Origin of the sequence: Ewingella americana (genome assembly GCF_006438725.1) — a bacterium.
GTDB classification, from domain to species: domain Bacteria; phylum Pseudomonadota; class Gammaproteobacteria; order Enterobacterales; family Enterobacteriaceae; genus Ewingella; species Ewingella americana_A.
Map to the genome: position 1 here is coordinate 16,125 of NZ_RCZD01000009.1, position 25,812 is coordinate 41,936.

A 25,812-nucleotide genomic window follows, 5' to 3' on the forward strand; every position below is an offset into this window, starting at 1 on the left:
AAAAAACGCAGGAGTTCCAAGAGGAGGCGCGTTTACGCCTCCTTTTGGGCCGGTTTGGGCGGCAGCCCAAGGTTTGGACCTTAAGGCCGGTTTGGGCGGCAGCCCAAGGTTTGGACCTTAAGGCCGGTTTGGGCGGCAGCCCAAGGTTTGGACCTTAAGGCCAGTTTGGGTGGGAACCCAAGGTTTGGACCTTAAGGCCGGTTTGGGCAGCCGCCCATGACTAACCGCAGTTAGTCGACCGTCGAATACTTGATGTAGTGGTTCGTACAGTTAAAATTCCCCACATAATGCAGTTCGCCGTCCGGGCCTTTGGCCGTGAACGGTACACGGTAGGTGCCCTGATCATTTTTCACGTCATCGCTGATGAACGACAGGACGGGTACGGCGGTACCGATGTTGTCTTTGTCATTGCCCCAGTTGGGAATACGGTTTTGCATGAAGTCAGCCGTCACGCTGTCGATGGCATTTTGCGGCGTAATAGTGGCACAGGCCTGCGGCGTAGTACGCTGCATCCACATCGGATAGACGTAAACTGACCCTAACATCACCACCATGATGATAAAAATGGCTGAAATCATGCCGATGAGTATCACTTTGCTCTTATTTCCAACCACGTTCGCTCCTGATCAGCCGCTATTCATGCTTAGACTGAGTTGTTAATTCGATGTAAATCATAACGTCACAATCGTGCATGTTACGATAGAACGCGATCTATGATCCATTTTCACTTTACCCGGAGGAGAATTTTATGAGTCAACAACCCACCGTCGCCGTGCTCGGGCTGGGCGCCATGGGCCATGCATTTGCTGCCAACCTGCTGAAAAAGGGCTTCGAAACCCACGTATGGAACCGTACAGCGTCCCGGGGTGAGGATCTGGTTAAAGCCGGTGCACTCCAGGGAAAAACGGTGCGTGAAACGGTCGAAGGCGTTGATGTGGTGATCACGATGCTGACCGACGGCCCAACGACGCAGACGGTGTTCGAAAGCGCCGACGGTTTACTGGCCGGTCTAAAACAGGGCGCCGTGATTGCTCAGATGGGCACCCTGGGCGTGGAAGCCACCGAGGCGCTGATCGCCCTGGTCAAACAGCAGCGCCCGGACGCCGTCTTTATCGACGCACCGGTGTCAGGGACCAAAACCCCGGCGGAAAATGCCCAGATTGTGGTACTGGCCAGCGGTGACCGCGCCGCCGCCGCCCATGTTGAGCCGGTCTTTGCCGCCATCTCCAAAGGCGTGAAGTGGCTCGGCGAAGCGGGCAGGGCGTCGAAAATGAAACTGGTGGTCAATGCCTGGCTGATCTCGATGATGGAAGGTATCGCCGAAAGCGCCCAACTGGCCGATGAGTTCGGTTTCACCACTGATGACCTCTGGGACGTGCTGGAAGGCGGTCCGTTAGCCGCGCCTTATATCAAAGGCAAAATGGAGATGTTCAAAAGCGGTGACTACACGCCACAGATGCATCTGACCTGGGCGCTGAAAGACATCAATCTGGCGCTGAGCGCCGGTAAAAACTGCCAGTTGCCGGTGATGAAACGCATCAGCGAAACCTGGCAAAGCGCGGTCGATGCCGGTTATGGCGATCAAGATCTCAGCGTGGTTTATCGTTATCTGGGTGCGGATAAAAAATAAATTTCCGTTCACGCCTTCCTCTCTCCTCAGGGGAGGGCGACATTAAAATACCTTTTCCCTCAATCCTCCCAACTCCCTTAGTCATTAATCGCAAAACGTCATCCATCTGTTGAATATAGGCCACTTTCGACTTCTTTCGTTTTTATAAAATCGTTATAAATCATGTTTATAAAATAAACGCCTTGCAAAGTAATGCCGTGAATCTCTCTCTTTTAATTAACGTCATATCTTAGTTCATTTAAATATTAGAGCGCCTGACTGCGCCAGTGTTAGCGTTATTTCATGACTCCGTACTGGAGGCGCTATATTGGAGAAGCTATGTTGGAAAATAAAGTGAGCAATATCCCCTTAATTGATTTTGCCCAGTTTGCCGAGCCAGGCCAGTCACGCGAAGCGTTCCTCTCGCAACTGCGCTCTGCCGCACGGGATATCGGTTTTTTCTACCTGAAAGGCCACGGCATTGATAAACAATTGCTGAGCGATGTACAGCAGGCTTCGCGGGCTTTTTTTGCCCTGCCGGATGAACAGAAACTGGCAGTGGGCATGATCAACTCACCGCACTTTCGCGGCTACAACCGCGCGGCGTCGGAAATCACCCGCGGTCAGCCGGACTGGCGAGAACAGTTTGATCTGGGTGCCGAACGCCAGCCTTTACCGCTGGAAGCCAAAACCCCTGGCTGGGCCAGACTGCAAGGGCCGAACCAATGGCCGGAATCTCTGCCGGAGTTACGCCCGCTGCTGCTGCGCTGGCAGCAGGAGATGACACACATGTCGCTGCGCCTGCTGCGTGCCTTTGCGCTGGCGCTGCAACTGCCGGAGAAAACCTTCGACCCGCTGTACGGCGATAAACCCAACGAACATATCAAGCTGATTCGCTATCCCGGCCACAGCGAAGGCCAGAGCGGACAGGGCGTTGGCGCGCATAAAGACTCCGGTTTTCTGAGTTTCCTTTTGCAGGATCAACAGCGCGGTTTGCAGGTAGAAGTGGAAGAGGGCCAGTGGGTGGATGCCCTGCCGCTGGAAGATACGTTGGTGGTGAATATCGGCGAACTGCTGGAGCTCGCGACTAACGGCTATCTGCGGGCCACCGTGCACCGCGTGGTCTCACCGCCTGCCGGTCAGGAGCGTCTCTCATTAGCCTTTTTCCTTGGTGCTCAGCTCGACGCCGTAGTGCCGCTGTTCCCGCTTCCGGCAGAACTGGCCCGCGACGCACGCGGCCCGGCCAGCGATCCGCTCAATCCTTTATTCCGCGATGTCGGCTTTAACTACCTTAAAGGCCGCCTGCGTTCGCACCCCGACGTGGCACAGCGCTACTACGCTGACATTTTGACCACCACGGCCTGATGCATTTTTTCGTCACACGTTCGTTCCATCACAACATAAAACAACAATACTAAGGGTTCTCTATGCTGAAAAATGTGGTTGCAGGTTGGTCTTTTTCCCCGTCAGTGATCGGGCGTTTCACCGCAGCGGCGGCGCTGGTTGCGTCAGTATCGGCCTTTGCCGCTGAGCCTTTGCGGGTTGCCGCTGACCCGGTACCGCACGCCGAAATTCTGGCTTATGTGCAGAAAATCGATCCGAGTCTGGATCTTAAAATCATCGAAATTCCGAACGGCGTGAACTCCAACGAACTGCTGGCGCACGGCGATGTGGATGCCAACTATTTCCAGCATCTGCCGTACCTGCGTTCACAGGAACAGGCGCTGGGCGTGAAGTTCGCCGTGGCCGCTAACGTGCATATTGAGCCGCTGGGTGTCTACTCAAGCAAATACAAAAGCTACAAAGAGGTGCCGGACAACGGCAAAGTGGCCGTGCCCAATAACGTCACCAATCTGAGCCGTGCGCTCTATCTGCTGCGCGATCAGGGGTTGATCACGCTGAAGTCGGGCTTTAATGACCCGGCCAAAGATCAGGCCACACCAAAAGATATCGCGGATAACCCGAAGCACCTGAAAATCATCGAGATTGAATCACCGCAGATCCCGCGCTCACTGGATGATGTCGATCTGGCGGTGATTAACGGCAACTACGCGCTGGAAGCCGGGCTGAACCCGGCCAAAGATGCGCTGGGCCTGGAAAAAGCCAAGGGCAATCCGTACGCCAATATTCTGGTCACCAGCGAAAAACTGGCGTCTGATCCGCGTATTAAACAGCTGGCAAAAGATCTGGAGTCACCGGAAGTGGCGAAATTTATTACCGACAAATACCACGGTTCGGTCATTCCGGTTTCTGCGGCAGGCAATAAATCATGATAGTCGCCGAACATCTGACCAAACAGTACGCAGGACAGGGCGCTCCGGCATTGCAGGACGTCTCTCTGACCATCAACGACGGTGCGGTGTTCGGCATTATTGGCCGCAGCGGCGCGGGGAAAAGTACCCTGATCCGCTGTCTGAATTTACTGGAGCGGCCCGATTCGGGCCGTATTCTGGTTGACGGGCGTGATCTGACGCAGCTCAGCGACAAAGACCTGCGGTTGCAGCGTCAGCGTATCGGCATGATCTTTCAGAATTTCAATCTGCTCCATGCGCGCAACGTCAGCGATAACGTGGCAGTGCCGCTGCAAATTGCTGGTATGGGTCGTAATGAGCGGCAAAAACGCGTGGCGGAACTGCTGGACTTAGTGGGGCTGAGCGATAAAGCCCACGCCTTTCCCTCGCAACTTTCCGGCGGTCAGAAGCAGCGGGTCGGCATCGCCCGTGCGCTGGCGGCGCGGCCCAGCTATCTGTTATCGGATGAAGCGACCAGTGCGCTGGACCCGGAAACCACCGATTCCATCCTGGCCTTATTGCGCAGCATTAATCAACAGCTCGGGCTGACCATTGTGCTCATCACCCATGAACTCAACGTGGTGAAATCCATCTGTGACCATGCGGCGCTGCTGTCAGGCGGAAAGTTGCAGGAGAGCGGGCCGATAGCCCAACTGCTGTCTGACCCCCATTCGCTGCTCGGCAAAGCGCTGATGCCAGATTGCGGTTTGCCGGAACTGCCGGTCAATCCGCTGCTGCCGGTGGCAGAGCTGACGTTTTACGACATTCTGCGGGCCTCGCCGGTACTCAGTTCGCTGGCGCAGGAACACGGCGTTGGCGTGACCTTATTTGGCGGTGGGGTGGAGTCAATCGCCGGTCAGCGGGTTGGCCGTTTACGGGTGGCATTCCAGCCGCCGATGGGTGGCGTGGATCTGTCTGAAGTGATGCTGTTTCTGAATCAGCGGGGAGTGAAAGCAGAATGGGTATAAGAAACAGTTTGTCGTGGGACGAACTTTACGCGCTGGTGCTCAATGCCACGGGCGAAACGCTGTATATGGTCAGCCTGGCGACGCTCTTCACGCTGCTGGTCGGTTTACCGCTTGGGGTGCTGCTGTTTATCAGCCGCCGTCATGGGTTAACGCCGTTGCCTAAACTGAGTGCCACGCTCGGCACGGTGGTCAATATTGGCCGCTCGCTGCCGTTTGTGGTGCTGCTGATTGCTCTGATCCCGCTGACCCGTCTGATTGTCGGCACCACGCTCGGCAGTACCGCCGCCGTGGTGCCTATCACACTGGGGGCGATCCCGTTTTTTGCGCGTATTGTCGAGAATGCGCTGGATGAAGTGGATAAAGGCCGCATTGAAGCCATTCAGGCGATGGGCGGCGGGCTGCGTTACGTGATTTTCACCGTGCTGTTACCCGAGGCGCTGCCCGCGCTGCTGGCGGGCCTCACGCTGACCATCGTGATGCTGATTGGTTTCTCATCTATGGCCGGCGTGATTGGCGGTGGTGGGCTGGGCGATCTGGCGATCCGCTACGGCTACCAGCGCTTCAATAATCAGGTGATGGTTGCGACCATCGTGGTGCTGGTGATCATGGTGCAGATCATTCAAACCTTAGGCGACCGTGTTGTCCGCTCGCTGGCACACCGGCGCTGATTTTCTTTATCGCGCCGCCGTATCCACATTGACCACCGCAGACATTCCTGGCCGCAGTTGCTTGCTTTGCGGCTGGTTGGTGTCTATCTCAATTCTGACCGCGATACGCTGTGAAATTTTGGTGAAATTCCCGGTGGCGTTATCGGCTTTTAGTACGCTGAACTCTGAACCCGTTGCCGGGGAAATCCGCGAAATATGTCCCTGGAATTTATGATCGTTCAGCGCATCTACCGTAAATGTTACCGGCATGCCGGTGACCATCTCCGCCAACTGGCGCTCTTTGAAATTGGCGTTCACCCAGACCGTTTGTGGCGTGACCGAGGTCAGCAGGGTGCCCGCCGACACATATTGCCCCGCACGGCCACTGACTTCGCCAAGCTGACCGTCAGCCGGCGCAATAATCCGCGTATGCAGTAAATTAATACGCGCGACGGCGACTTTGGCCTGCGCCGATTTTAACGCTGCCTGTAACGACGCCTTGCCCGCATCGATAAGCGCCAAATCCTGCTGAGCGATATTGACTGAAGCTTTGGCTTTTGCCACCTCGGCCTGCGCTTTAAGCTGGGCAGCCCGCACTTCATCACCGGTGGTTTTCGCCACCACACCGCTGGCCAGCAGCGGGCCGTTACGGCTCGAGTCCAGCGAAGCTTTATTGGCGGTGGCCTGCGCACTTTGCAACTCGGCTTCCGCCAGTTGCAGGCTGGCCGCGCCGGACGCCCGGTTCTGGCCGAAATTATCCAGCGTCACCTGCTGTTGCGCTTCAGTGGCTTCGGCCTGTAACAACTCCTGGCGGTAGGTGCTGTCGTCGATCTCAAACAGCACGTCGCCTTTTTTAACCGGCATAAAGTCCTGCACTTTCACGGCGGTGATATAACCCGACACCTGCGGGCTGACCAGCGTGACGTTGCCACGCACATAGGCGTTATCCGTGGTCTCTACCTTTGAGCTGAACGGGAACAGTTGCCAGGTGTAGAGCACGATAAACACCCCGATAATACCCAGACACAACACCGCGATAATGGACGGATAGCGGAAAATATTTTTCATAAAACGGATCACATCTCTGGGTTGAGGATTGAAGAAACTACGCGGCGACGGTTTCGCCCGCGTCTTTGCCCGCTTTTATTTTTGTTGCTATTTTGGGTGCCACGATATGCAGCGCCAGCACGGCGAAACAGCCCCATGCCATGTAAAACACCACCATAAATACATCGTTATACGCCAGTAATCCGGCCTGCTGCGTGGCGCCAGCGCCCAGCCGTGCCAGCCCCTGAGCATTACGTTGCGTACTGTCACTTATCACCGGTTGCAGCGCCTGGGTGTAGTGCGCGACGCGTTCAACCACATACGGATTTTGCAGCGTGATGCTGTCGATCAGCACGCTGGAGTGAAACTTCTCGCGCAGAATTTGAATCGTGCCGAGGAAGGCGCTGCCAACCTGTGCACCGATGTTTTGCGTGGTCAGAAACACCAGGATAAAGCTGATGATCTGGCTCTGGCCGAACTGCAATGCTTTGACAAAACCCAGCCACAGCGAAGTGGGCAGGAAAATCGCCCCGGCAAAGGCAATCATTCCCTGGCTGATATAGAACTGTTCAGGGCGAGAATCGACGGTGGAGTGGGCGTCCATCCATGCACCGGTGGCGATCAGCACCATGGCAAACAGGTGGATGTAAACGATGCGGTCAGCGCGGTGAATAATGCTGACAAACACCAGCCCGGCGAAAGTCATCGCCAGCACGATCCAAAACAGCGTCACCAGTTGGTCATTCTGTAAACCCACCAGCGTCAGAAAACCCACCATGCCGGTGGTTTGCTCGCTCAGTAACATGCGCACAAACAGCATCGAGCCGGTAAACATCAGCATTTCAGGCGTCATCAACCAGCGCAAATCAATGATCGGATTCTTGCGCTTCAGCTCGACCATAAAGGCCAGCGTCAGCGTAATAATGCCGAGCACCAGCACTTCACCCAGCCACGACTTTTCAAACCACCAGTAGTAACGCCCAAGTGTGAGCACCACTGAAATACAGGCTATCGCAGTGCCAATCAGCGGGTAACTCAACCAGTCAATGCGTTCAAACACTTTGACCCGTGGCGGATGGGTCAGTGGCAGGATCCAGATGATCGCCAGACAGATCAGTGCCAGACCGGACTCCAGAAACGCCAGTTGATGCCAGTGGCCCAGATCCAACAGATGGGGTGAAATAATGCGTGAAATCGGCTGGGCAATCTGGCTGCCGGCCAGCCCCAGACAGAGACCGGCGGTCAGTTTTTTGGCCGGTGGGAAAATTTCAAACATATAGAAAATCGCCAGCGGGCCGAGGGAAGCCATGGCGAACCCCATCACGGCACGTACCGCGACGGCAGTCTGAAAATCATGGGTAAAGATCTGTGCCAGCGACACGGCGGCAAAAAACAGCAGACCGTATTCACCGAAACGGCGCATACCAAACTGGGTGCGGATTTTATAAAGCAAAATCGTGCCACTGACGCTGGTCGCGGTGTAGGCCGCCACCAGCCAGTAACTTTCGGTGGCGGTAATGCCAAGCGATCCCTGAATGCCGGGCAAGTTGGAGGCCACCAGGTTAATTCCCAACCCCTGCGTCATGCCGATGATCAATGACGCCATGGCATACACCACAATGCGCCATTTTGGAAAATGGCACAGCCAGGTGCTGACCTGGGCGGCGAAGGGGTGATGGGGCGATGCCGGTACCGGCTGTGGCGTATTACCGACCTCTTCATTGGGATCTGTTTGTGGTGTCGGAGTGGATCCCGCAGTCATGACTAAACCTTGTACGTGATGATACGTCAGGTAATTACCCGGCTACATTGTAGCTAGCTACATATAACGATTAATGTAATCAGAAGGGTCACTGGTGTCCAGATCAATTATTCATTGAGGTGATATTTACAATCGTGAATGGGTGAAAAATGAATGATTCAAGCAAGGTTGCGGCGGGCTACATGGCCGCCAGTGTCGAAGCGACATTCGCCATGACCCGATGCGCCACGGCCACGTCTTCTGCGGAAATACCCTGCATTACGCGGATCAGGATCTCATCCGTCATCGAGCGGACCTCATTGGCCAGCGCCAAGCCTGCTTCTGTCAGTACGATATCTTTCGAACGGCGATCCTGCTCGCCAGCGCAGCGCGTCAGATAGCCGAGCGCCTGCAGACTGTCAAACAGGCGAATGGCGGTAGGGTGCTCCACTTCCAGCAACGCCGTCAGTTCACCTTGTGGTAACCGGCCGTTAGCCGCTTCCAGATGCAACAGCACCTGACCACGCGCCAGCGTCAGGCCGATGGTTTTGAAACGGGCATCACAATAGGTACGAAGCTGGCGTCCGATGTGCATGGTTTCGGGCAGGAAACGCAGCGTCGGAGAGTGGATTTCAGGGCGGTTGGAGGTAGTCACAAGGTCCTCGTTGGAAATGGTTTCAATCAGAAATAATTATGCCGCTCAGGGTAGCACGTTTCGCTAAGTGCCCGTCAATCACGATCGACGCGGGAGAAAACCGCAGGGAAAACCCTGTGCTACAGTTAACGTTCGATGTGCAAAAAGACGTAAACCAGGGGAGGATTTATGACTAAGGTCGCAATAGTGGGAGCCCACGGCCAGATCGGCCAACTGATCATCAAGCATTTGGTGGCGCAGGGCATCGGTGCTGTCGGTATCGTACGTAAAGAGGAGCAGGTGCCTGCCATGAGAAAACTCGGGGCTGTGCCGGTGCTGTTGGATATCGAAAATACCACCGCTGACCAGCTGGCAAGCTGCCTGCAAGGGGCTGATGCCGTAGTCTTTGCCGCCGGGGCCGGAGGCGGCTCCAGTGCCGAACGTAAAAGAACCGTCGATTATGCCGGCTCCGTGCTGCTGGCGCAGGCGGCGCATCAGGCTGGCGTCCGGCGCTATATCCAGATTTCCGCCATCGGCGTTGATAACCCAATAAAACCCGACACCGATCCGGTATGGAAGGCTTACATTGAAGCCAAGCGGGATGCCGATATCGAACTGCGTAAAAGCGCGCTGGACTGGACAATTATCCGCCCCGGTCCGCTGACGGATACCCCGGCCACCGGTTTAGTGACGTTGTCACCGAATGCCGGGCGCGGCGAAGTGACGCGTGAAGATGTGGCGCTGGTTGTGGTCGCGGTATTACAGGCACCAAACTCCATCGGCCAGCAGTGGGAACTGCGGGGTGGCGATACGCCCATCCGTGATGCGGTAAGCCAGTAACCTGTCCGGCGGCATGCGGATTTAGTGCAAAATGCCGCCGTATTACGGGGCGAATAATCCTAAATCACCGGCATGGCGAAATATTGACCGTTGGGCAAAACGTGGGGGAATGATAAGCTGAGACGATAATAAAGAGCCGATCCAGACATCTAGCGGATTCTTTTTACAAGAACTTATCACCAGCACAACGAGGCATCCGGCTTTAATGAGTACTCCAACCACTACCGCCAAGCAGCTGGAAGTTCAGCGTATTGTCGACATTTTGTCCAAAGCCATCGCCCAACACCGTTTGCGCCCGGGAGCCAGGCTGATTGAAGCGCAGATCGTGGAAGCACTGAACGCTAACCGCAATCACGTTCAGGTCGCGCTGCAACGTCTGGCAATGCAGCGTATCGTCACCATTGAGCCTAACCGCGGCGCCATGGTGGCTCAGCCGACCGCCAAAGAGGCCCGTGAAGTCTTTACCGCCCGTCGCGCCATCGAAAGAGCCATCGTTGAAACCATCACGCCTGAGCTGATGCGCCGCCACCGGCACCGCATTGCTGCTCACCTGCGTGGGGAGCGTGAAGCCACCAACGCCACCGATCGCCGGGCGATTGTCCGTGAACTGAGTGAATTCCACCTGATGCTGGGTGAAATTTGTGGCAACGAGGTCCTGAGCGAAATTCTTGCCAATCTGATGGTGCGCAGTTCGTTGATCGTGGCCTTATATCAGCGCAATGACGTACCTTCCTGCCAGTCGGATGAACATCAGGCGATCATCACCGCGCTGGAAGCGGGTGATAACGAACAGGCCGCCGCCGTCATGATTGAACACCTCGATGAACTGGAACAGCAACTGACGCTGGAAGACACCCCAGGTGGAGACGTCAACCTGCGCCAGGCGCTGGCGGATCTCTAGGAACGGCCACCCGTTTTTAGCGCCTGACGGCCCATGGCCTTCGTCAGGATCTCACCCTGCTATTTTCAGGATCTGAAATCCTTATTGTTGGCTAAAACACCTTCACGGTTAAGCAGCCGCGCCGCCGGGCGCTCAAACGTCTGTATCCCTGCCTTAAAACCCATCACCGGCGGGCTTATCTGCGCAATGACGGCTGACGCCGACGGGACGTCGAAGACCACAAAATCGGCATGACAGCCGGGCGTCAGACCGTAGTCTTTCAGGCGCAGCATTTTGGCGGACTCCGTTGAGATCCACGCCAGACAGCGTAGCAGTTCCGCGCCGGTCGCCAGCTGTGAAACGTTGGCAAACAGATTGGCCTGCCGCACCAGCGAGGCGTCGCCATAGGGAGTAAAGGGGTTGCCAATATTGTTGCTGGAGATCGAACAGGTGACGCCGCAGGCATCAAGCGCGGCCAGCGGTGCCAGCCCGCGCGGTTTAAGGTGAAAGTGCTCACGGCCGGTGAGAAACAGATCGGTGGAAGGCAGGGAAGTCACCTGAACGCCCGCCTGTGCCAGCGCATGGCCAAGTTCGTTAATGCGCGCTAATGGCAGGGCTGACAGCTTGGTAACATGCCCGACGGTAACGCGCCCCGCGCGCGCAAACCGCTTCGTGCAGTCGATAACCCCTTCGAGCTGCATGCCCTGCGGGTTGAGGTCAAAATCCAGATGAAAATCCAAACAACAATCATAGTGGCAGGCCAGCTCAAACAATCTCTCTATCTGCCCGGCCGGGTCGCTGTCCGTGTAGGGGCAACCCCCCAGCAGATCCGCACCTTGTTCCAGGGCCTGACAGAGCAGCGCTTCGGTCCCAGGATTATTCAACATGCCTTCCTGCGGAAAGACACAAATCTCCAGCGTCACCGCGGCGGCAAAATCGGCCTGTAAACGGCGGATGGCGCGAAAACCGGTCAGGCCGATCTGCGGGTCTATCTCGACGTGGGTACGCATATGCGTGGTGCCCTGCATGATGGCGCTGCGCAGCACCTGTGCGCCGCGCTGATAAACATCCTCTTCGGTGAATTCCTGCTTGGCTAGCCGGGTCTGCTCAACGGCTTCGCTGAGCGTGCCGGCCTTAAGCGTACAGCGCGACATAATGCAGGCTTTATCCAGGTGGATATGGGTTTCAACCAGGCCGGGGATCACCAGTTTGCCCTGCAGGTCGAGGGTTTGATGATGCTGATGGCCGGGCTGCTGTACAAACCGGCCATTCTCAATCCACAACGTCACATTTTCGTGGTCCGGCAGGCGGGCATTCAGGATGCGCAAATCCGTGCTTAACGATTTATTCATTTATTCCTCTCCACTTGCTAGCATTAGCATGAATATTGCTAGCAATATGGATGCCATTGTTAAGATGGCGGCTGTACGTGTGTCAGGCAGCTTTCTGGCGAGGAGGCGCACTGTCTGCGGGCATTGGCTGCACCAACAGCATACAGAGAGCCCTGTCTAATTACCTGAAAGGAGAGAGATGATGAAAGAACAGAATTTCGCCGTAGAGATTGTTAGCAATTTCCTTGCCGCCTCCATGGCACCGGATCCGGTAAAAGCCGCCACGTATATGGCACCTGACGTGGTGATCACCTTTACGGGAAAGCGGGTCATGCCGGATGCGCATCACATCACCGCGTTTAACGGTGCGCGTTATGCCTGGGTGAAGAAGTCTATCGGCCAGTATGACTGGATGGAAAAAGAGGACCACACGGTGGTGTATTCAAATGGCACGCTGTATGGCGAATGGCCCGACGGCCGGGCGTTTGCCGGTAACCGTTATGTTGACCGCTATGAAATTCGCGACGGCAAAATCACCCGCATGGATGTCTGGAACGACAGCGCCGAATGGATTCTGGTGCCGGAAATTTCGCAAAAAAGCTGATGCTAACCGGGCTCCGTTTGCAGAGCCCGTACCTCATATCAAACACTGCGCCGCACTACCTCAAACGACGGTCTGAAAATCGCCTCCACCGGCGGATGGCGGAAACTGCGTTCGGGGTAGGTTTGCATCAACTCACCCAACTGCTTTTGCGCCTGGCGGTGTAACTGGTCGAGATCAATCTGGCGCTTCACTAATTGTCTGTCCCACAGCACCTTTTCACCGGCCACAATCACATGGCTGACATCGCGGCCATTGCCGTTGATGACCATCGCGGTGATCGGGTCAAACACCTGGCCGATGGCAGGCTGGCTGAGGTCATAGAAGATAATATCGGCCTGCGCGCCCGCACATAACCGCCCCAGATCGGGCCGCCCGAGGGCATCCGCGCCGCCAATCGTCGCCATACGGTAATAGTCTGCCGCACTGGCCGCCGCGACATTGCCGCTGACCACGCGGCTGAGCACGGTCCCGAGATGCATATTGGTGACCATATCCGGCGGGAAGGTGTCGGTGCCGAGCGCAATATTGATCTTTGCCTGACGCAGTGCGCTGTACTGCTCCATATATTTGGCATGACGGCCTGAGACCAGCGGGCAGGCAACCAGCGACGCGCCGGACGAGGCCAGCCGGGCAATATCCTGGCCGATACTCTGCGTGGTGGGATCTTTCCCCCCCAGAAACTGACCGTGCGGCAGCAGCATGTGCTGGTGCAGCAGACCGAAATCCTCCAGCACCTGTAATGAGCTACGTCCGCCAAAGCGGGCGGCAATTTCATTCACTTCCAGTTCGCTTTGGCAGCAGTGCAGGCGGGTCGGGCAGTGCAGTTCATTCACCGCCTGGCTCAGCGCCTGCAGCAAACCTTCCGTGCAGCCTTCGATGCGGTCCGGCGTCAGTGCAGCACTCAGTAGCGGATTGCCTCGCGCCCTGATTTCCTGCGCAAAAGTCACCGCGTCATCCAGCCCCTGCAGGCCGCGCTTTTCATTGAAACGTGCGCCGATAGTGCCGTTGGTTTCCACCACATTATGGCCGGACATAAACGCCGGACCGAGCCACATCCGTAGCCCGAGAGACTCCGCAACCTCTGCCGCATGGAGGTATTCGTCGAGATCTTCGGCCCATTCACGGTAGAGGATTGAGGTGATCGGCAGGGCGCTGGTAATGCCGTTGAGCAGCAAGTGGGTATAGGCGTAGAGCTTGTTAAAATCGAGCTGTTCACGGCTGAGCAAATCGCGGCGCGGCCAGTCGGCAGCCACCACGCGGCCTTTTTGCCAGCCGGGTTGATTATCAAAACCCAGTACCGTGGTGTCGAGGTCGCCGAGCGCATCGAGATCGACAAAACCGGGGCCAACCAGCGCGTCGGGCGCACTGATCTCCTCATCGACCGCACCGCGATAATCATGGCCGATGTACAGCACGCGGTCACCCTGATACACCACTTCACCGCGTTCAAACAGCCGGTGATCGCCCTCAGCGTAACCGACCACCCAGCCCGCTCGAATGCGGGTTATCCGTCCGGTGGCCATCAGAACAGCGACTCCCCGGCATCCACAATCACCTGACCGTGTTTGATCACCGTATGTTTTGCATTGAGCGTGACGATGGCTTCCGCCGCCACGCGGGCATCCGTCAGCACCAGATCGGCATTGCAGCCAACGTCAATGCCGTAGTCCGTAAGCTTCATTACACGCGCGCCGCCGAAGGTCACGGCGTCCAGCGCATTGAGCATTTCGCTGTCCTTGCGCCAGCGGTAACGCAGGCCGACGGCCATGGCGCGGTACAACATGTCGCCGTTGCCGTACGGGCTCCAGGTGTCGCGGATACCGTCGTTGCCCGCGCAAATATCCACGCCAGCGGCGCGCAGCAGCAGATAGGGCGGCACGGCGACATCCACCGGCGCGGTGGTGGCAATCGAAATATTCAGCTCACCGAGCTGTTCAGCGAAAATCTGCTGCTGCTCAGGCTCGACCATCCCAAGGCAGAAGGCGTGGCTGATGGTCACTTTTCCGGCCAGTCCGAATTCACGGGTTTTGGCGATGATGCGCTCGACGCTGAAAGCGCCCATTTCGCCGCGTTCATGCAGATGGATATCCACTCCTTTGCCGTACTCGGCCGCCAGCCGGAAGATGATATTCAGGTGGGCAATCGGGTCTTTTTCATACGAGCAAGGATCCAGGCCGCCAATCAGGTCCGCGCCCATTTTCAGCGCCTGCTCAAGGTGCTTTTCGGTGCCAGGGCTTTGCAAAATCCCGCTCTGCGGAAACGCCACGGTTTCAATGCCAACCAAATGTTTGAGCTTCTCTTTGGTGGCGAGCACCCCTTCCACATGGCGCACACCGATTTCGTTATCCACATCAATATGGGTGCGGATAAACGACGTGCCACGGCTGACACATTGGCGTGCTACGCGCTCGGACTGCAACTGTGAGTCAAGGGTGTTTTCGCGGCGGAATTGCCGTTCATTGGCGATGATCGCCGCCAGATTGCGCGGTACATCATTTTCGTACCACTCGTCGCGGCCCCACAAACTTTTGTCGATATGCGCGTGGCCATCGATAAACCCCGGCAACAGCAGCTGATTTTTCCCATCAAGCACCTGTTCAGCCTGAGCCGCCAAATCCGGGCCAATGCGGGTGATTTTGCCGTTTTCGATCAACACATCGACGCTGTGCTCCGGCGCGGTGTACAGACGTACCTTTTTGATTAACAAACTCATTGATCTTCTCCCTGGTGAATTGCGGTCAGAACCTGTAAATGAGGGCGCGCAACGGCGGCCGGGTGGTGGCATTCAATATGGTGTTGTTCAGATAACCGGCTGACCGGCGGCGCTTCAAGGCGGCAGAGTTCGCTCGCCAGCGGGCAGCGCGGGTGAAACGCGCATCCGGCAGGGGGCGAAAGCGGGCTGGGGACATCGCCGCTTATCGGCTGGCGGTCACCTGATTGGGCGCCAATTTTCGGAATGGCGTCAATCAGCATGCGGGTATAAGGGTGGCCGGGATGGCGGAAAATCTCTTCCACCGGGCCAAGCTCGACGATCCGTCCGAGGTACATCACGCCGACGCGGTCGGAGCAATGCGCCACCACCGACATATTATGGCTGATGAAAAAGTAGGTCAGGCCGAGGTTATCCTGCAAGTCGCTCATCAGGTTGAGTACCTGCGCCTGCACGGAGACGTCGAGGGCCGAGGTCGGCTCATCGCAAATCAGGAAATCGGGTTGGGTGACCAGCGCGCGGGCAATGGAGATCCGCTGGCGCTGACCGCCGGAGAATTCGTGCGGGAAGCGGAACATATCGGCCTCGCCAAGCCCCACCTGACGCAGTGCGGCAGCCACCTGCGGGCGGGCCTGACGCGTATTGCCGACGCGGTTTTGCAATATCAGCGGTTCGGCAATGATGCGTTCAATGCGCCAGCGCGGGTTGAGACTGGCGTAAGGGTCCTGAAAAATCATCTGGATGCCGCGCCCGGACGCGGTACTGTCGCCGGTCAGTGGCCGCCCCGCATGGTGAATGCTGCCTTCGCTTGGCGTATACAGCCCGGCGAGCGCGCGGGCGACGGTGGATTTGCCGCAACCCGACTCGCCGACCAGGCTGAAGGTTTCCCCTGATAGACCGTAAAGCTGATGCCTCTCACCGCCTGTAACACCGCTTTTTTCTGCCGCTTGAAGAGGCCAGACAGCCCCGGCGACGCGACGTCGAAACGAATATGCAGATCCTGAACCTCCATCAGCGCGTGGCGGCTGGCGGGCACGATGGGTGTGGGTAAGCCTTCCGGCTCATGCTGTTTTGCAGTATTCATTACCCGCTCCTCACAGATTCAAACAGGCGACACGCGACAACCCGCTCACATCAAGTGCGGGTTGTTGCGTGCTGCAGTGGGCGGTGCGTTTAACGCAGCGCGGATGAAAAGCACAACCGTCAGGCAACTGATTGAGACGCGGCATCGCGCCCTCAATTTGCGCCAGCCGCGGACGGCGTTCGGTCAGGCTGGGGATCGAGGCCATCAGCCCACGGGTGTAAGGGTGTTGCGGCTGCATCACTACCTGCTGCACCGGGCCGATTTCAATCAACCGACCGGCGTACATCACGGCCACGCGGTCGCAGATTTCAGCAATCACGCCCATGTCATGGGTGATTAACATGACGGCGGCGCGGTGCTGTTTGCACAGCCGTTTCAGCAGGCTCAATACCTGCGCCTGCACCGAGACGTCCAGCGCGGTGGTCGGTTCGTCAGCGATGATCAGTTCCGGTTCAACACATAACGCCAGCGCGATGATAATGCGCTGACGCATCCCGCCGGAAAACTGATGCGGATACTGGTCCAGACGCTGTTCGGCACTGCTGATCCCCACCTCCGCCATCAGCGCCAGCGCCCGCTGACGGGCCTGTTGGGCATTCAGCGGCAGGTGAGTGCGGAGGGTTTCAGTCAGCTGCTCGCCGATGGTTAATACCGGGTTGAGGCTGGTCAGCGGGTCCTGAAAAATGCAGCTGATTTTGCGCCCGCGCAGCTGTCGGCGGTCGGCTTCGCTCAGATTATCGATGCGCCTGCCGTTGAAAAAAATCTGCCCGGTGCTGATGCGTCCCGGCGCTTCCAGCAGGCCGGAAATGGCCGAGCCGGTGAGGGATTTCCCTGCACCGGATTCACCCACCACGCCAAGAATTTCGCCGGGCGCCAGTGAAAATGAAACGTCATGAATGGCTTTCAGTGCGCCTTTGCGGTGCATAAACTCCACGCTCAGACCTTCGACGCTCAGCAGCGGCGGGGCTGACGGTGCGGGGGATGTGTCCTGATGCATATCGGCCTCCTAGCGTAATTTAGGGTTGAGCACATCGCGCAGCCAGTCGCCGAGGATGTTGAATGAAAGTGACAATGTCACCAGAACCAGCGCCGGAAACAGCACCACCCACCACTGGCCGGAGAACAGGTACTGATTGCCTTCGTTAATCAGCGTACCGAGCGATGGCTGGTCCGGCGGCATGCCTACGCCAAGAAACGACAGCGTGGCCTCGGTCAGGATCGCCAGCCCCAGATGCAGGGTAGCCAGCACCGAAATCGGGCTGAGTACGTTGGGCAGAATATGCCGGAACATAATGTGCAGGTTGCGCCCACCGCTGATTTTCGACGCCAGCACGTACTCTTTATTCTTCTCCAGAATAGTCAGGCTGCGGATGGTGCGGGCGTACTGCATCCAGCCGGTCAGGGTGATCGACAGCACAATGATTGGCATCGCCATCATCGCCTGACTGTCTTTGGGCAACAGCCCGCGCGCCACGCCGCTGATCAGCAGGGAAAACATAATGGTCGGGATGCTCAGCATGGCATCGGCGAAGCGCATGATCAGCGTATCCACCAGTCCGCCGAGGTAACCACTGAGCACGCCCAGCAGGGTGCCGAGCACCAGTGACAACGTCACGCTAATTAACCCGACGATCAGCGAAATGTTCAGGCCGTAGAGCATCAGCGACAGCAAATCCCGTCCCTGAACGTCGCTGCCGAGCAAAAAGCGCGTTTCACCACCGGTCATCCAGGACGGCGGCAGTTCGGAGTCCATCAGGTCAAAGCTCGAGGCATCGAAAATCGCGTAGGGTGCCGTCCAGTGGCTGAACAGCCCGGCAACCAGCAGCACGACGGTCCAGATGAAGGCCAGCACGGTGATTTTTGACTGCCAAAAACGGTAGATAAAATCACTGTCGAGAAAGGCCGCCAGCCGCTGTCTGGCCCGGGCCCAGAGGGACGGCGCCTGAATCTGCGGATTAGAAAATTCACTCATCGTTAAGCCTCTCAGGATTTCTTCATGCGCGGGTCGATCAGGTAATAGAGCAGATCCACACTGGTATTGATGACAATGAATATCAGCGAGATAAACACCAGATAGGCGGAGATCACCGGGATATCGACGTAGTTGATTGCCTGAATGAACAACAGGCCCATGCCCGGCCACTGAAAGACCGTTTCGGTCACAATCGCGAAGGCAATCAGCCCGCCGATTTGCAGACCGACAATGGTCACCACCGGCAGCAGCGCATTGCGCAGCGCGTGGCGAAAATAGAGGCTGCGGGTCGGCAGGCCACGGGCTTTGGCGAATTTAATGTAATCCGTGCGCATGACTTCGAGCATTTCCGAGCGAACCAGCCGCATGATCAGCGTGATCATAAACAGCGACAGGGATAACGCCGGCAGCACGATGGAACGCCAGCCGCTGAGGCTTAACAGGCCGGTGCTCCAGTAGCCGAGATGCGTGGTCACGCCGCGTCCGCTGGAAGGAAACCACCCCAGCCAGACGGAGAACACAATAATCAGCAGGATCCCCATCAGGAAACTGGGCAGCGAAACGCCAAGCAGCGAGAGAAATTGCACCAGACTGAGCAGGAAACGGTTCTTACTGATAGCCGACCACACGCCGAGCGGGAAGCCAACCAGCAGTGAAATCACCACCGCCACGGCGACCAGCTCCAGCGTGGCGGGCAGGCGTTCAAGGATCAGGTGGAACACGTCCACCTGGTTGTAATACGAAATGCCAAAATCGCCGTGACACAGGCGCACCACAAAGCGCCAGAACTGCATCAGCATCGGGTCGGTCAGCCCGAGCTTACCGCGCAGCGCCTCACGTTCGGCCTGGGTGGCACTCTCCGGCAGCATGTTATTCACCGGGTCTCCGAGATACTGGAACATGGTGAACGAGATAAACGCCACCGCCAGCATCAGAAACACCACCTGCACCAGCCGCTTAATCAGGTAACTCAACATAGATTTTCCCCGCTAAAAAAGGTGGAGATTAAGGACTGACTTTGGCGTACCACAGGCGCACTACGTTATCCGGGCTCTGCTTCACCGACAGTTTTTTACCCGCAACCCACACCACCGGCTCAAAGTGCATTGGCATATAAGGCAAGTCGGCCTGCGCCAGATTGATTTCATCACGCAGCAGACTGACGCGTTTGGCGTCGTCCAGTTCCGGGATCGACTGCTCAATCAGGCTGTCGACTTTCGGGTTGGAGTAACGGGGAACGTTAAACATGCCAAACCCGCTGTTGTCATTGGTATGCAAGAGCTGCACCGAAATGCTGTACGCATCCATGATTGGCAGATTGGCCCAGCCGAGTACGGCGACATCGGTTTTGCCGTTGTCCGTTATCTGGTTGTAAACGCTGTTGGTGTGCATGGTCAGGGTGGCTTTCACGCCGATTTTCGCCCAGTAACTCTGCACCGCCTGACACCACTGCGGCGCGTTCATGTAAGAGCCTTCCACGCAGTCGAACGCCAGTTTGAAACCGTCGCCATAACCGGCTTCGGTGAGCAATGTTTTGGCTTTGGCCGGGTCGAATTTCAGATCAATGGCGTGGCTTACGTCATAGCCGGGAATGGCCGGGGCCAGATAGGTATTGGCGACGGTGGTCATACCGCGCATGATTTTTTGCACAATGGCTTCACGGTTGACCGCCATCATCAGCGCCTGACGCACGCGCAGATCTTTCAGCGGGTTTTTGCCGTTGACGTTACCGGCATTGAGGGTGTCGCGCAGGTTGAAGGTCAGGAAATCCACGCGCAGCGACGGGCTGACCAGCGTCTGGATGTTGTCATCTTTGCGCAGGCGGTCGATGTCCTGCAACGGCACGCTGGTCACCAGATCGTACTCGTTGGCCAGAATGCCGGAAAGGCGGGTGGCGTCGGAGGTGATCGGCTTGAAGATGATTTCGTCGATATTGGTTTGCGAATGAGCGGCATTCCACCAGGTCGGGTTTTTCTTCAGAACCATCTGCGCTTCACGCTGGCGGCTGATCAGCATAAAAGGGCCGGTGCCGTTGGTATTGTTGGTGGCGTACCCTTCGGTGCCCTGGCTCATGCTGGTCGGTTTGAGTGCGTTATGCTGCGTCATCCACTCTTTATCCATCATCATCACGCCGCTCAGTTCATTGAGCGCGATGCCGCTTTTCTGTTTGAGATGAATATCCACGGTGTATTTGTCGACGGCGACGGCATCTTTGATGGTGGAAGCGTTAGCGCGGATACCGGAATCGGGGTCGGTGACGCGGGCAATCGACGCGACCACATCGGCGGAGTCAAAATCATCCCCGTTTTGGAACTTCACCCCCTGACGCAGATAAAAACGCAGCGTGGTGTCGTTCACGTATTCCCAGCGCAGGGCCAGCGTCGGCTGTAATTTGAGGTCGTTATCGCGCTGCAACAGCCCCTCGTAGATATGGTTCTGGAAGGTCAGGGCGGTGGTGGAGGCGAAAGCGTAAGGATCCAGCGTCGGGATGTCGGCAGCGACCGCCCAGCGAACGATATTCTCAGCCTGAGCGGTATGAGCAGACATGCAGGTCAGCAAAAGTGGCAACACAAACTTTTTCATCGAAGCATCCTTTAACGGCACGGGTTATTTAAAAGTAGTCACTAGCTGCATTGCTAGCAATTTTATTAAGCAACCATCGTGCCAGAAAGTCAGCTGCGCATTTATAGTGGATTTACAGGGGAATAAACAGGAAACACCAGCTTGAGCTGACGTTGTTGTGCACCTTTTGTGCACAGGTGCCTTATGGTGGTGCGCATTGCTAGCAATGATGGGGGCTGCCGCCCGGACCTGCTTTTCAATCTTTAAATCTTTAAATCTTTAAATTCAAGGTCAAGACCGTGGGCTCGCCGCCCACACGGGCCCAAAGGAGGTTTAAACGAACCTCCTTTGGAATCCTGCGTTTTTTAACTGCGCGCTATCGCTGAATCGGGATGGCCGTGTTTCAGGTATTTCCGTTATAGCCGCAAAATGTCGCCGCTTAGGCGGTGCCTTCGCTGCGGGTTCGAGCCTAGGGTCTCGAACCTCTTGCTCAGCGCCATTTTTGAATGCGGCCCACACTTTTTTAAAATCAAAACCAGATAGGTTTATTGTCTTTTATATTTTGACCTACATAGCCGCTAAGGCGCAGTCAAAAATGGCTCGAACCTCTTGCCAGCGCCATTTTTGAATGCGGCCCACACTTTTTTAAATTCAAAGTCAGACCATGCTTCTTTTTTACTTTTTACATTCTGCTTTTTGTCTTTTGACTTACATAGTCGCTAAGGCGCAGTCAAAAATGGCACCGGATGAGAGGTTCGAGACCTATGGCTCGAACCCGAAATACGGGGACGGCGAAGCCGTGACATTTTGCGCCGTGAACGGAAGTGGCTGAAACACGTGCCCTGCCAGCGGCGAAGCTGTCGGTGTCTCATGAAAAAGCGCGGAGTCCAGAGGCCCGCGCGACTGCGGGTCTCTGGTCGGTGTGGGCCGACGCCCACGACCTTGAAGTTGAAGTTGAAGTAAGCCGGTTTGGGCGGCAGCCCAAGGTCTTAACGGTGTGGGCGGCAAGCCCACGAAAAATTACTCGCTTTGCAACCGCTCCCCGCTTTTCGCATCAAACAGATGAATATTGGCGCTGTTGGCTTCCAGCCAGACCGGTTTATCGGTGCTGACGCTGGCGCGCCCGGCGCACTGGACATGCATCGGGAAACCGTTCCAGGTGACGTGTAACAGGCTGCTTTCACCGGTGACTTCCAGCAGACGCAGTTCTGCCGCAGGCTGAAGACTGTGTTCCACGATTTTGACATCGTGCGGCCGTAAACCTACCGTCACCGGCTGGCCCTCTGAATGCCGTGCCTGCGGCCACCATTTTTCCGGCAGCGGGAACCACAACTGACCGCAGCCCACGCCAGGCGTACCGTTGAAGCTAAGGAAAACGCCGGCCAGTAAGTTCATTGGCGGCGAACCGATAAACCGCGCCACGAAGGTGTTAACCGGCTGGTCATAAATCGACAGCGGTGAACCCTGCTGCACGATATAGCCATCTTTCATCACCACAATATTGTCAGCCAGCGTCATGGCTTCGACCTGATCGTGCGTCACATACACGGTGGTGGTGCGAAACTGCTGATGTACCGATTTAATCTCAGCCCGCAGCTCCATACGCAACTGTGCATCCAGATTCGACAAGGGTTCGTCGAACAGAAATACTTTCGGGTTACGCACCAGTGCACGGCCCATCGCCACGCGCTGCCGCTGGCCGCCGGAGAGATCTTTCGGCAGCCGTTTGAGCAGGTGGTCAATCCCCAGCACTTTCGCCGCCTGTAACACTTTGGTTTGCTGCTCGGCTTTCGGCACTTTTTTGACCTGCATATGGAAAGCCATGTTCTCGGCCACCGTCAGGTGCGGATAGAGCGCGTAAGACTGGAACACCATCGCGATGTCGCGATCGGCCGGATCAAAATTATTGATCTGCACTTTGTCGAGCAGAATATCGCCGTCAGACAGCGATTCCAGCCCGGCCAGCAAACGCAGCAGGGTAGATTTTCCGCAGCCAGACGGCCCGACCAGCACCGTGAAACTGCCGTCCTGGATGGTGAGATCCAGCGGTTTCAGCACCTGCTGTTTGCCATAATTTTTGGCGACTTTAACCAATTCAACCAATGCCATTTACTGTTTCTCCGCCGTGAGGGAAAGCAATGTCTGCCAGTTCGGGTATTTTCGCGGGTTGCTGCTGATAGCACTGCCCGCCACGCACACACCCCATTGCAGCGCCTGTTGATGGTCCAGGCCGTAAACCAGCGCCGACAGAAAACCGGCGTTGAAACTGTCACCGGCACCGATGGTATCCACCACGGTCACGGCATCAGCGGTCTGATGTGATGATTCCCCCGCAGACCACAACCGTGCGCCATCCGGCCCGCATTTCGCCACCATAAACGCGCCCGGTGCCATGTGTGCCAGCAAATGCGCCGCACTTTCATCCAGCGTTTTTCCATTAGCCATACCCAGTGTTTCCACTTCGTTGAGCAGCAGCGCATCGCAATAGGGCAACCAGGGCGCGATCTGCTGACGCAGTGCATCGCTCCAGTCCTGCGGCGGCCAGCCGCTGTCCACCACCACCTGATAACCGCGCTGTTTCAGCGCCGCCAGCAGTGAGGCATATTGCTGGAACAGACGGGTGCAGAGGAAGGTGCCGCACAGCAGCACCCAATCGCCGGGTGTGGCTTCAGAGGGGAGTTGCAGCAGGACGTCGTCCATGTTTAAACGAACAATGTTGCCCTGATTACTGAAAAAGGTGCGTTCGTGATCCGGATGCGTCACGCCAAAGGTCAGCGAGGTTTCACAGTTGGCGGTCGGCCAGTACGGCGCGCTTTCCGGGAACAGACTCGCCAGCCAGCCGGTGAACTGATCGTTACCCTGGTTGGCCACCAGACGGTGCGGTGTGCCCAGCGCCGCCAGCGCCAGCGCGCAGTTACCGGCGGAACCACCGGGGCGCAGCGAACTGCTGTCGAGCATCGCTTCGGTGCCTTTTTTCGGCCACTGATGCAGCGTACTCATGATCAAATCGACGTTCAGATTACCCACCACATACAGGGTGGCCTGTGTTTCTGGTTTCTTCATTTGCTTAATATTTCCATGAATAAATAGCCCTGGCGCGGGGACTTACCCTTTACTGCCGCCACTGGTTAACCCGCTGACCAGCGTCTTTTGCAGCCATAGCGCAATAAACAGCGGCGGAATGGCCGCCAGAATACCGACGGCGGCGATCAGGCCGTCATCGGTGGCACGCCCGGCGGTGAATCCGGCAATGGTCACTGGTAAGGTCTGGGCATCAATATTGTTGGTGAACAGCAACGCATAAAAGAACTCGTCCCACGCCAGCAGCCAGCCAAACATCGCCGACGCACCGAGCGCCGGTTTGGCCAGCGGTAACGTGATGCGCAACAACACCTGCCAGAACCGCAGGCCGTCGAGGCGTGCGGCCTGTTCGATGTCAATCGGCAGGGCGTCAAACTGGTTTTTTAGCATCCAGGTCAGAAACGGCAGGATCATCGAGCAATAGACCAGCACCAGCCCCAGATGGGTATTGAGCAGGGTCAGTTTTTGCAAGATGAAGTACAACGGCAGCACGAAGGCCACCGGCGGCACCATGTAAATCGCCAGGCTGCCGAACAGCCAGCCGTTACGGCCCGGATAGCGGGAAAAACTGTAGGCCGCCGGGATCGCCAGCAGCAGCGAGACCGCCGTGGCAGCGCAGGCAACCAGCAGACTATTGCCGAGCGCATGCAGGAACAGCGCGCCGGGCTGCCCGGCCTGCAAGGTCAGCAGACTGGCGTAACGGCTGAAATCCCAGTGACGCGGCAGCCACTCCAGCGGAATGCGGGTCAGGTCTTCCGCCGAGCTGACGCTCATCAGGAACATCCACAGCAGCGGCCCGAGAATAGATATCGCCAGTAAAAAGGCGAACACATAACGCAGAATCAGACGGATTTTGGCTTTCATTCCACGCTCCCTGAACGGCGCTGACGCAGTAACATCAGCATATAAATCAAAATCAGTACCGCGCAAATCAGGGTCATCAGAATGGCGTAAGCCGCACCGCTGCCCGCGCGTAAATAGCTGAAGGACTCCTGATATACAAAGAAGCTGACTGTTTTGGTGCTGTCGAGCGGCCCGCCGCGGGTCATGACGTAGATAATGTCGAAGACTTTGAAGGCGTCGATGGTGCGCAGCACCAGCGCGACGGCCAGCGGGGCGGCAATCGCCGGGAACGTAATCTTGCAAAAGCGCCGCCACGGTGAGGCGCCGTCGAGGCGGGCGGCTTCAAACAGGTCCTCAGGAATGGTCTGCAATGCGGCCAGGGTCAGCAGAGTGATCAGCGGGTAATTTTTCCAGATATCCGCAAACATCACCGCATTGAGCGCCGATGAGGTATCGCCCAGCCAGCTGCGGTAGCTGTCCAGCACGCCGATTTGCGTCAGCAGGGCGTTAATACTGCCGTAATCCGGGTTGAAGTTCAGTCGCCACAGGGTGGCGTTGACGATGGTGGGCAGCGCCCACGGCAAAATCACCAATACGCACAGGGCGCTGCGGCCCCAGAATTGCTGATTGAGCAGCAGCGCAACCAGCACACCGATAATGCCCTCGAAAATCACCGAGACAATTGTGAAGTACAGCGTGCGCCATAACGCGGCACGGAAATCCGGGTCGGTCAGGGCATAAATAAAGTTATCGCTGCCCACCCAGTTGGGCGCAGAACCGTCACCGATAAGGCCAGCATCGGTAAAACTGAGCCACAGGGTGCGGGCCAGCGGCCAGGCGGTCAGCAGAAACATCATCAGCAGCATGGGGGCCAGCAGCACCCAGGCCTGTCTGCGTTCTCGTTGTGGAAGACTGAGCATGTTCAATAAGTTCCGTGGTGTTGATTTGCCCTTCGTATTGGAATACTC

At 56.9% G+C, this 25,812-nt stretch carries 25 protein-coding genes; 8 read left to right on the top strand and 17 right to left on the bottom strand.

Features of this window, described 5'->3' with window-relative positions; genetic code table 11:
* Nucleotides 1-230: 230 nt before the first annotated feature.
* A complete protein-coding gene (locus EAH77_RS16420) occupies nt 231-614 on the bottom strand; it encodes a protein YebF (RefSeq protein ID WP_241673472.1) in 384 nt (127 codons plus the stop codon).
* Between the two features lie 134 nt (nt 615-748).
* On the opposite strand from EAH77_RS16420, the gene EAH77_RS16425 reads away from it, so the two are divergent.
* The 5 genes from EAH77_RS16425 (at nt 749) to EAH77_RS16445 (ending at nt 5,536) form a co-directional block, all read left to right on the top strand.
* A complete protein-coding gene (locus tag EAH77_RS16425; RefSeq protein ID WP_140473897.1) occupies nt 749-1,630 on the top strand; it encodes an NAD(P)-dependent oxidoreductase in 882 nt (293 codons plus the stop codon).
* 318 nt (nt 1,631-1,948) lie between these two features.
* The gene (locus EAH77_RS16430) at nt 1,949-2,974 is read left to right on the top strand and encodes an isopenicillin N synthase family dioxygenase (RefSeq protein ID WP_161985818.1); all 1,026 of its coding nucleotides are present in this window, start codon (nt 1,949-1,951) and stop codon (nt 2,972-2,974) included.
* Nucleotides 2,975-3,036: 62 nt separating this feature from the next.
* On the top strand, nt 3,037-3,882 hold the full coding sequence (locus tag EAH77_RS16435) for a MetQ/NlpA family ABC transporter substrate-binding protein (protein WP_140473899.1): 846 nt from the start codon (nt 3,037-3,039) through the stop codon (nt 3,880-3,882).
* Nucleotides 3,879-4,868 carry a methionine ABC transporter ATP-binding protein gene (locus EAH77_RS16440; RefSeq protein WP_140473900.1) on the top strand — a complete coding sequence of 330 codons (990 nt, stop codon included), beginning with the start codon at nt 3,879-3,881 and terminating at the stop codon, nt 4,866-4,868. The genes EAH77_RS16435 and EAH77_RS16440 overlap by 4 nt, the downstream gene beginning before the upstream one ends.
* Nucleotides 4,859-5,536 (top strand): methionine ABC transporter permease, encoded by a 678-nt coding sequence (locus EAH77_RS16445; protein WP_431306775.1) that lies wholly within the window; start codon nt 4,859-4,861, stop codon nt 5,534-5,536. The genes EAH77_RS16440 and EAH77_RS16445 overlap by 10 nt, the downstream gene beginning before the upstream one ends.
* 6 nt (nt 5,537-5,542) lie before the next feature.
* On the opposite strand, the gene EAH77_RS16450 is transcribed toward EAH77_RS16445, so the two are convergent.
* From EAH77_RS16450 to EAH77_RS16460, 3 genes are all read right to left on the bottom strand, one after another.
* Nucleotides 5,543-6,583, bottom strand: coding sequence for an HlyD family secretion protein (locus EAH77_RS16450; RefSeq protein ID WP_140473901.1), 1,041 nt, complete (start codon nt 6,581-6,583; stop codon nt 5,543-5,545).
* A 37-nt stretch (nt 6,584-6,620) separates the two neighbouring features.
* Nucleotides 6,621-8,324: an MFS transporter gene (locus tag EAH77_RS16455; RefSeq protein WP_140473902.1), complete on the bottom strand. Its 1,704-nt coding sequence runs from the start codon at nt 8,322-8,324 to the stop codon at nt 6,621-6,623.
* A gap of 178 nt (nt 8,325-8,502) precedes the next feature.
* The gene (locus EAH77_RS16460) at nt 8,503-8,958 is read right to left on the bottom strand and encodes a MarR family winged helix-turn-helix transcriptional regulator (RefSeq protein WP_241673473.1); all 456 of its coding nucleotides are present in this window, start codon (nt 8,956-8,958) and stop codon (nt 8,503-8,505) included.
* Between the two features lie 168 nt (nt 8,959-9,126).
* On the opposite strand from EAH77_RS16460, the gene EAH77_RS16465 reads away from it, so the two are divergent.
* A complete protein-coding gene (locus EAH77_RS16465) occupies nt 9,127-9,777 on the top strand; it encodes an SDR family oxidoreductase (RefSeq protein ID WP_140473903.1) in 651 nt (216 codons plus the stop codon).
* Nucleotides 9,778-9,982: 205 nt separating this feature from the next.
* Nucleotides 9,983-10,678: a GntR family transcriptional regulator gene (locus EAH77_RS16470; RefSeq protein WP_140473904.1), complete on the top strand. Its 696-nt coding sequence runs from the start codon at nt 9,983-9,985 to the stop codon at nt 10,676-10,678.
* A gap of 65 nt (nt 10,679-10,743) precedes the next feature.
* Here the strand turns inward: EAH77_RS16470 and EAH77_RS16475 are convergent, their stop codons facing one another.
* Nucleotides 10,744-12,009, bottom strand: coding sequence for an amidohydrolase family protein (locus tag EAH77_RS16475; protein ID WP_140473905.1), 1,266 nt, complete (start codon nt 12,007-12,009; stop codon nt 10,744-10,746).
* A gap of 181 nt (nt 12,010-12,190) precedes the next feature.
* On the opposite strand from EAH77_RS16475, the gene EAH77_RS16480 reads away from it, so the two are divergent.
* Entirely contained in the window at nt 12,191-12,592 is a 402-nt protein-coding gene (locus EAH77_RS16480) for a nuclear transport factor 2 family protein (RefSeq protein ID WP_140474084.1), read from the top strand.
* Between the two features lie 38 nt (nt 12,593-12,630).
* Here EAH77_RS16480 and EAH77_RS16485 read toward each other — a convergent pair whose 3' ends face one another.
* The 12 genes from EAH77_RS16485 to EAH77_RS16535 all read right to left on the bottom strand — a co-directional run bounded on the left by EAH77_RS16485 (nt 12,631) and on the right by EAH77_RS16535 (nt 25,764).
* Nucleotides 12,631-14,115 carry a chlorohydrolase family protein gene (locus tag EAH77_RS16485; protein WP_140473906.1) on the bottom strand — a complete coding sequence of 495 codons (1,485 nt, stop codon included), beginning with the start codon at nt 14,113-14,115 and terminating at the stop codon, nt 12,631-12,633.
* Complete coding sequence (locus tag EAH77_RS16490; RefSeq protein ID WP_140473907.1) at nt 14,115-15,305, bottom strand: amidohydrolase family protein; 1,191 nt, start codon at nt 15,303-15,305, stop codon at nt 14,115-14,117. Before EAH77_RS16490 ends, EAH77_RS16485 begins: the two co-directional genes overlap by 1 nt.
* The gene (locus EAH77_RS16495; protein ID WP_241673481.1) at nt 15,302-16,177 is read right to left on the bottom strand and encodes an ABC transporter ATP-binding protein; all 876 of its coding nucleotides are present in this window, start codon (nt 16,175-16,177) and stop codon (nt 15,302-15,304) included. Before EAH77_RS16495 ends, EAH77_RS16490 begins: the two co-directional genes overlap by 4 nt.
* Nucleotides 16,075-16,386, bottom strand: a complete 312-nt coding sequence (locus EAH77_RS25560; RefSeq protein WP_241673474.1) for a hypothetical protein — start codon at nt 16,384-16,386, stop codon at nt 16,075-16,077. Before EAH77_RS25560 ends, EAH77_RS16495 begins: the two co-directional genes overlap by 103 nt.
* A gap of 10 nt (nt 16,387-16,396) precedes the next feature.
* Complete coding sequence (locus EAH77_RS16500) at nt 16,397-17,383, bottom strand: ABC transporter ATP-binding protein (RefSeq protein ID WP_170215679.1); 987 nt, start codon at nt 17,381-17,383, stop codon at nt 16,397-16,399.
* 9 nt (nt 17,384-17,392) lie between these two features.
* Entirely contained in the window at nt 17,393-18,358 is a 966-nt protein-coding gene (locus tag EAH77_RS16505; RefSeq protein ID WP_140473908.1) for an ABC transporter permease, read from the bottom strand.
* Between the two features lie 11 nt (nt 18,359-18,369).
* The gene (locus EAH77_RS16510) at nt 18,370-19,335 is read right to left on the bottom strand and encodes an ABC transporter permease (protein WP_194150519.1); all 966 of its coding nucleotides are present in this window, start codon (nt 19,333-19,335) and stop codon (nt 18,370-18,372) included.
* A gap of 28 nt (nt 19,336-19,363) precedes the next feature.
* Nucleotides 19,364-20,941 carry an ABC transporter substrate-binding protein gene (locus EAH77_RS16515; RefSeq protein ID WP_140473909.1) on the bottom strand — a complete coding sequence of 526 codons (1,578 nt, stop codon included), beginning with the start codon at nt 20,939-20,941 and terminating at the stop codon, nt 19,364-19,366.
* Nucleotides 20,942-21,940: 999 nt separating this feature from the next.
* The gene (locus tag EAH77_RS16520; protein WP_140473910.1) at nt 21,941-23,029 is read right to left on the bottom strand and encodes an ABC transporter ATP-binding protein; all 1,089 of its coding nucleotides are present in this window, start codon (nt 23,027-23,029) and stop codon (nt 21,941-21,943) included.
* Nucleotides 23,030-23,983, bottom strand: coding sequence for a carbohydrate kinase family protein (locus EAH77_RS16525; protein ID WP_140473911.1), 954 nt, complete (start codon nt 23,981-23,983; stop codon nt 23,030-23,032).
* Nucleotides 23,984-24,025: 42 nt separating this feature from the next.
* Nucleotides 24,026-24,865, bottom strand: coding sequence for a carbohydrate ABC transporter permease (locus tag EAH77_RS16530; RefSeq protein ID WP_140473912.1), 840 nt, complete (start codon nt 24,863-24,865; stop codon nt 24,026-24,028).
* Nucleotides 24,862-25,764, bottom strand: coding sequence for a carbohydrate ABC transporter permease (locus EAH77_RS16535; RefSeq protein WP_140473913.1), 903 nt, complete (start codon nt 25,762-25,764; stop codon nt 24,862-24,864). The genes EAH77_RS16530 and EAH77_RS16535 overlap by 4 nt, the downstream gene beginning before the upstream one ends.
* Nucleotides 25,765-25,812: the final 48 nt, after the last annotated feature.

What these genes read in the sequence shown, in the direction of transcription:
- EAH77_RS16425 (WP_140473897.1), top strand. Translation starts at nt 749, where the DNA reads ATGAGTCAACAACCCACCGTCGCCGTGCTCGGGCTGGGCGCCATGGGC.
- EAH77_RS16430 (WP_161985818.1), top strand. Translation starts at nt 1,949, where the DNA reads ATGTTGGAAAATAAAGTGAGCAATATCCCCTTAATTGATTTTGCCCAG.
- EAH77_RS16435 (WP_140473899.1), top strand. Translation starts at nt 3,037, where the DNA reads ATGCTGAAAAATGTGGTTGCAGGTTGGTCTTTTTCCCCGTCAGTGATC.
- EAH77_RS16440 (WP_140473900.1), top strand. Translation starts at nt 3,879, where the DNA reads ATGATAGTCGCCGAACATCTGACCAAACAGTACGCAGGACAGGGCGCT.
- EAH77_RS16445 (WP_431306775.1), top strand. Translation starts at nt 4,859, where the DNA reads ATGGGTATAAGAAACAGTTTGTCGTGGGACGAACTTTACGCGCTGGTG.
- EAH77_RS16450 (WP_140473901.1), bottom strand. Translation starts at nt 6,583, where the DNA reads ATGAAAAATATTTTCCGCTATCCGTCCATTATCGCGGTGTTGTGTCTG.
- EAH77_RS16455 (WP_140473902.1), bottom strand. Translation starts at nt 8,324, where the DNA reads ATGACTGCGGGATCCACTCCGACACCACAAACAGATCCCAATGAAGAG.
- EAH77_RS16465 (WP_140473903.1), top strand. Translation starts at nt 9,127, where the DNA reads ATGACTAAGGTCGCAATAGTGGGAGCCCACGGCCAGATCGGCCAACTG.
- EAH77_RS16470 (WP_140473904.1), top strand. Translation starts at nt 9,983, where the DNA reads ATGAGTACTCCAACCACTACCGCCAAGCAGCTGGAAGTTCAGCGTATT.
- EAH77_RS16475 (WP_140473905.1), bottom strand. Translation starts at nt 12,009, where the DNA reads ATGAATAAATCGTTAAGCACGGATTTGCGCATCCTGAATGCCCGCCTG.
- EAH77_RS16480 (WP_140474084.1), top strand. Translation starts at nt 12,191, where the DNA reads ATGAAAGAACAGAATTTCGCCGTAGAGATTGTTAGCAATTTCCTTGCC.
- EAH77_RS16485 (WP_140473906.1), bottom strand. Translation starts at nt 14,115, where the DNA reads ATGGCCACCGGACGGATAACCCGCATTCGAGCGGGCTGGGTGGTCGGT.
- EAH77_RS16490 (WP_140473907.1), bottom strand. Translation starts at nt 15,305, where the DNA reads ATGAGTTTGTTAATCAAAAAGGTACGTCTGTACACCGCGCCGGAGCAC.
- EAH77_RS25560 (WP_241673474.1), bottom strand. Translation starts at nt 16,386, where the DNA reads ATGAATACTGCAAAACAGCATGAGCCGGAAGGCTTACCCACACCCATC.
- EAH77_RS16500 (WP_170215679.1), bottom strand. Translation starts at nt 17,383, where the DNA reads ATGCATCAGGACACATCCCCCGCACCGTCAGCCCCGCCGCTGCTGAGC.
- EAH77_RS16505 (WP_140473908.1), bottom strand. Translation starts at nt 18,358, where the DNA reads ATGAGTGAATTTTCTAATCCGCAGATTCAGGCGCCGTCCCTCTGGGCC.
- EAH77_RS16510 (WP_194150519.1), bottom strand. Translation starts at nt 19,335, where the DNA reads ATGTTGAGTTACCTGATTAAGCGGCTGGTGCAGGTGGTGTTTCTGATG.
- EAH77_RS16515 (WP_140473909.1), bottom strand. Translation starts at nt 20,941, where the DNA reads ATGAAAAAGTTTGTGTTGCCACTTTTGCTGACCTGCATGTCTGCTCAT.
- EAH77_RS16520 (WP_140473910.1), bottom strand. Translation starts at nt 23,029, where the DNA reads ATGGCATTGGTTGAATTGGTTAAAGTCGCCAAAAATTATGGCAAACAG.
- EAH77_RS16525 (WP_140473911.1), bottom strand. Translation starts at nt 23,983, where the DNA reads ATGAAGAAACCAGAAACACAGGCCACCCTGTATGTGGTGGGTAATCTG.
- EAH77_RS16530 (WP_140473912.1), bottom strand. Translation starts at nt 24,865, where the DNA reads ATGAAAGCCAAAATCCGTCTGATTCTGCGTTATGTGTTCGCCTTTTTA.
- EAH77_RS16535 (WP_140473913.1), bottom strand. Translation starts at nt 25,764, where the DNA reads ATGCTCAGTCTTCCACAACGAGAACGCAGACAGGCCTGGGTGCTGCTG.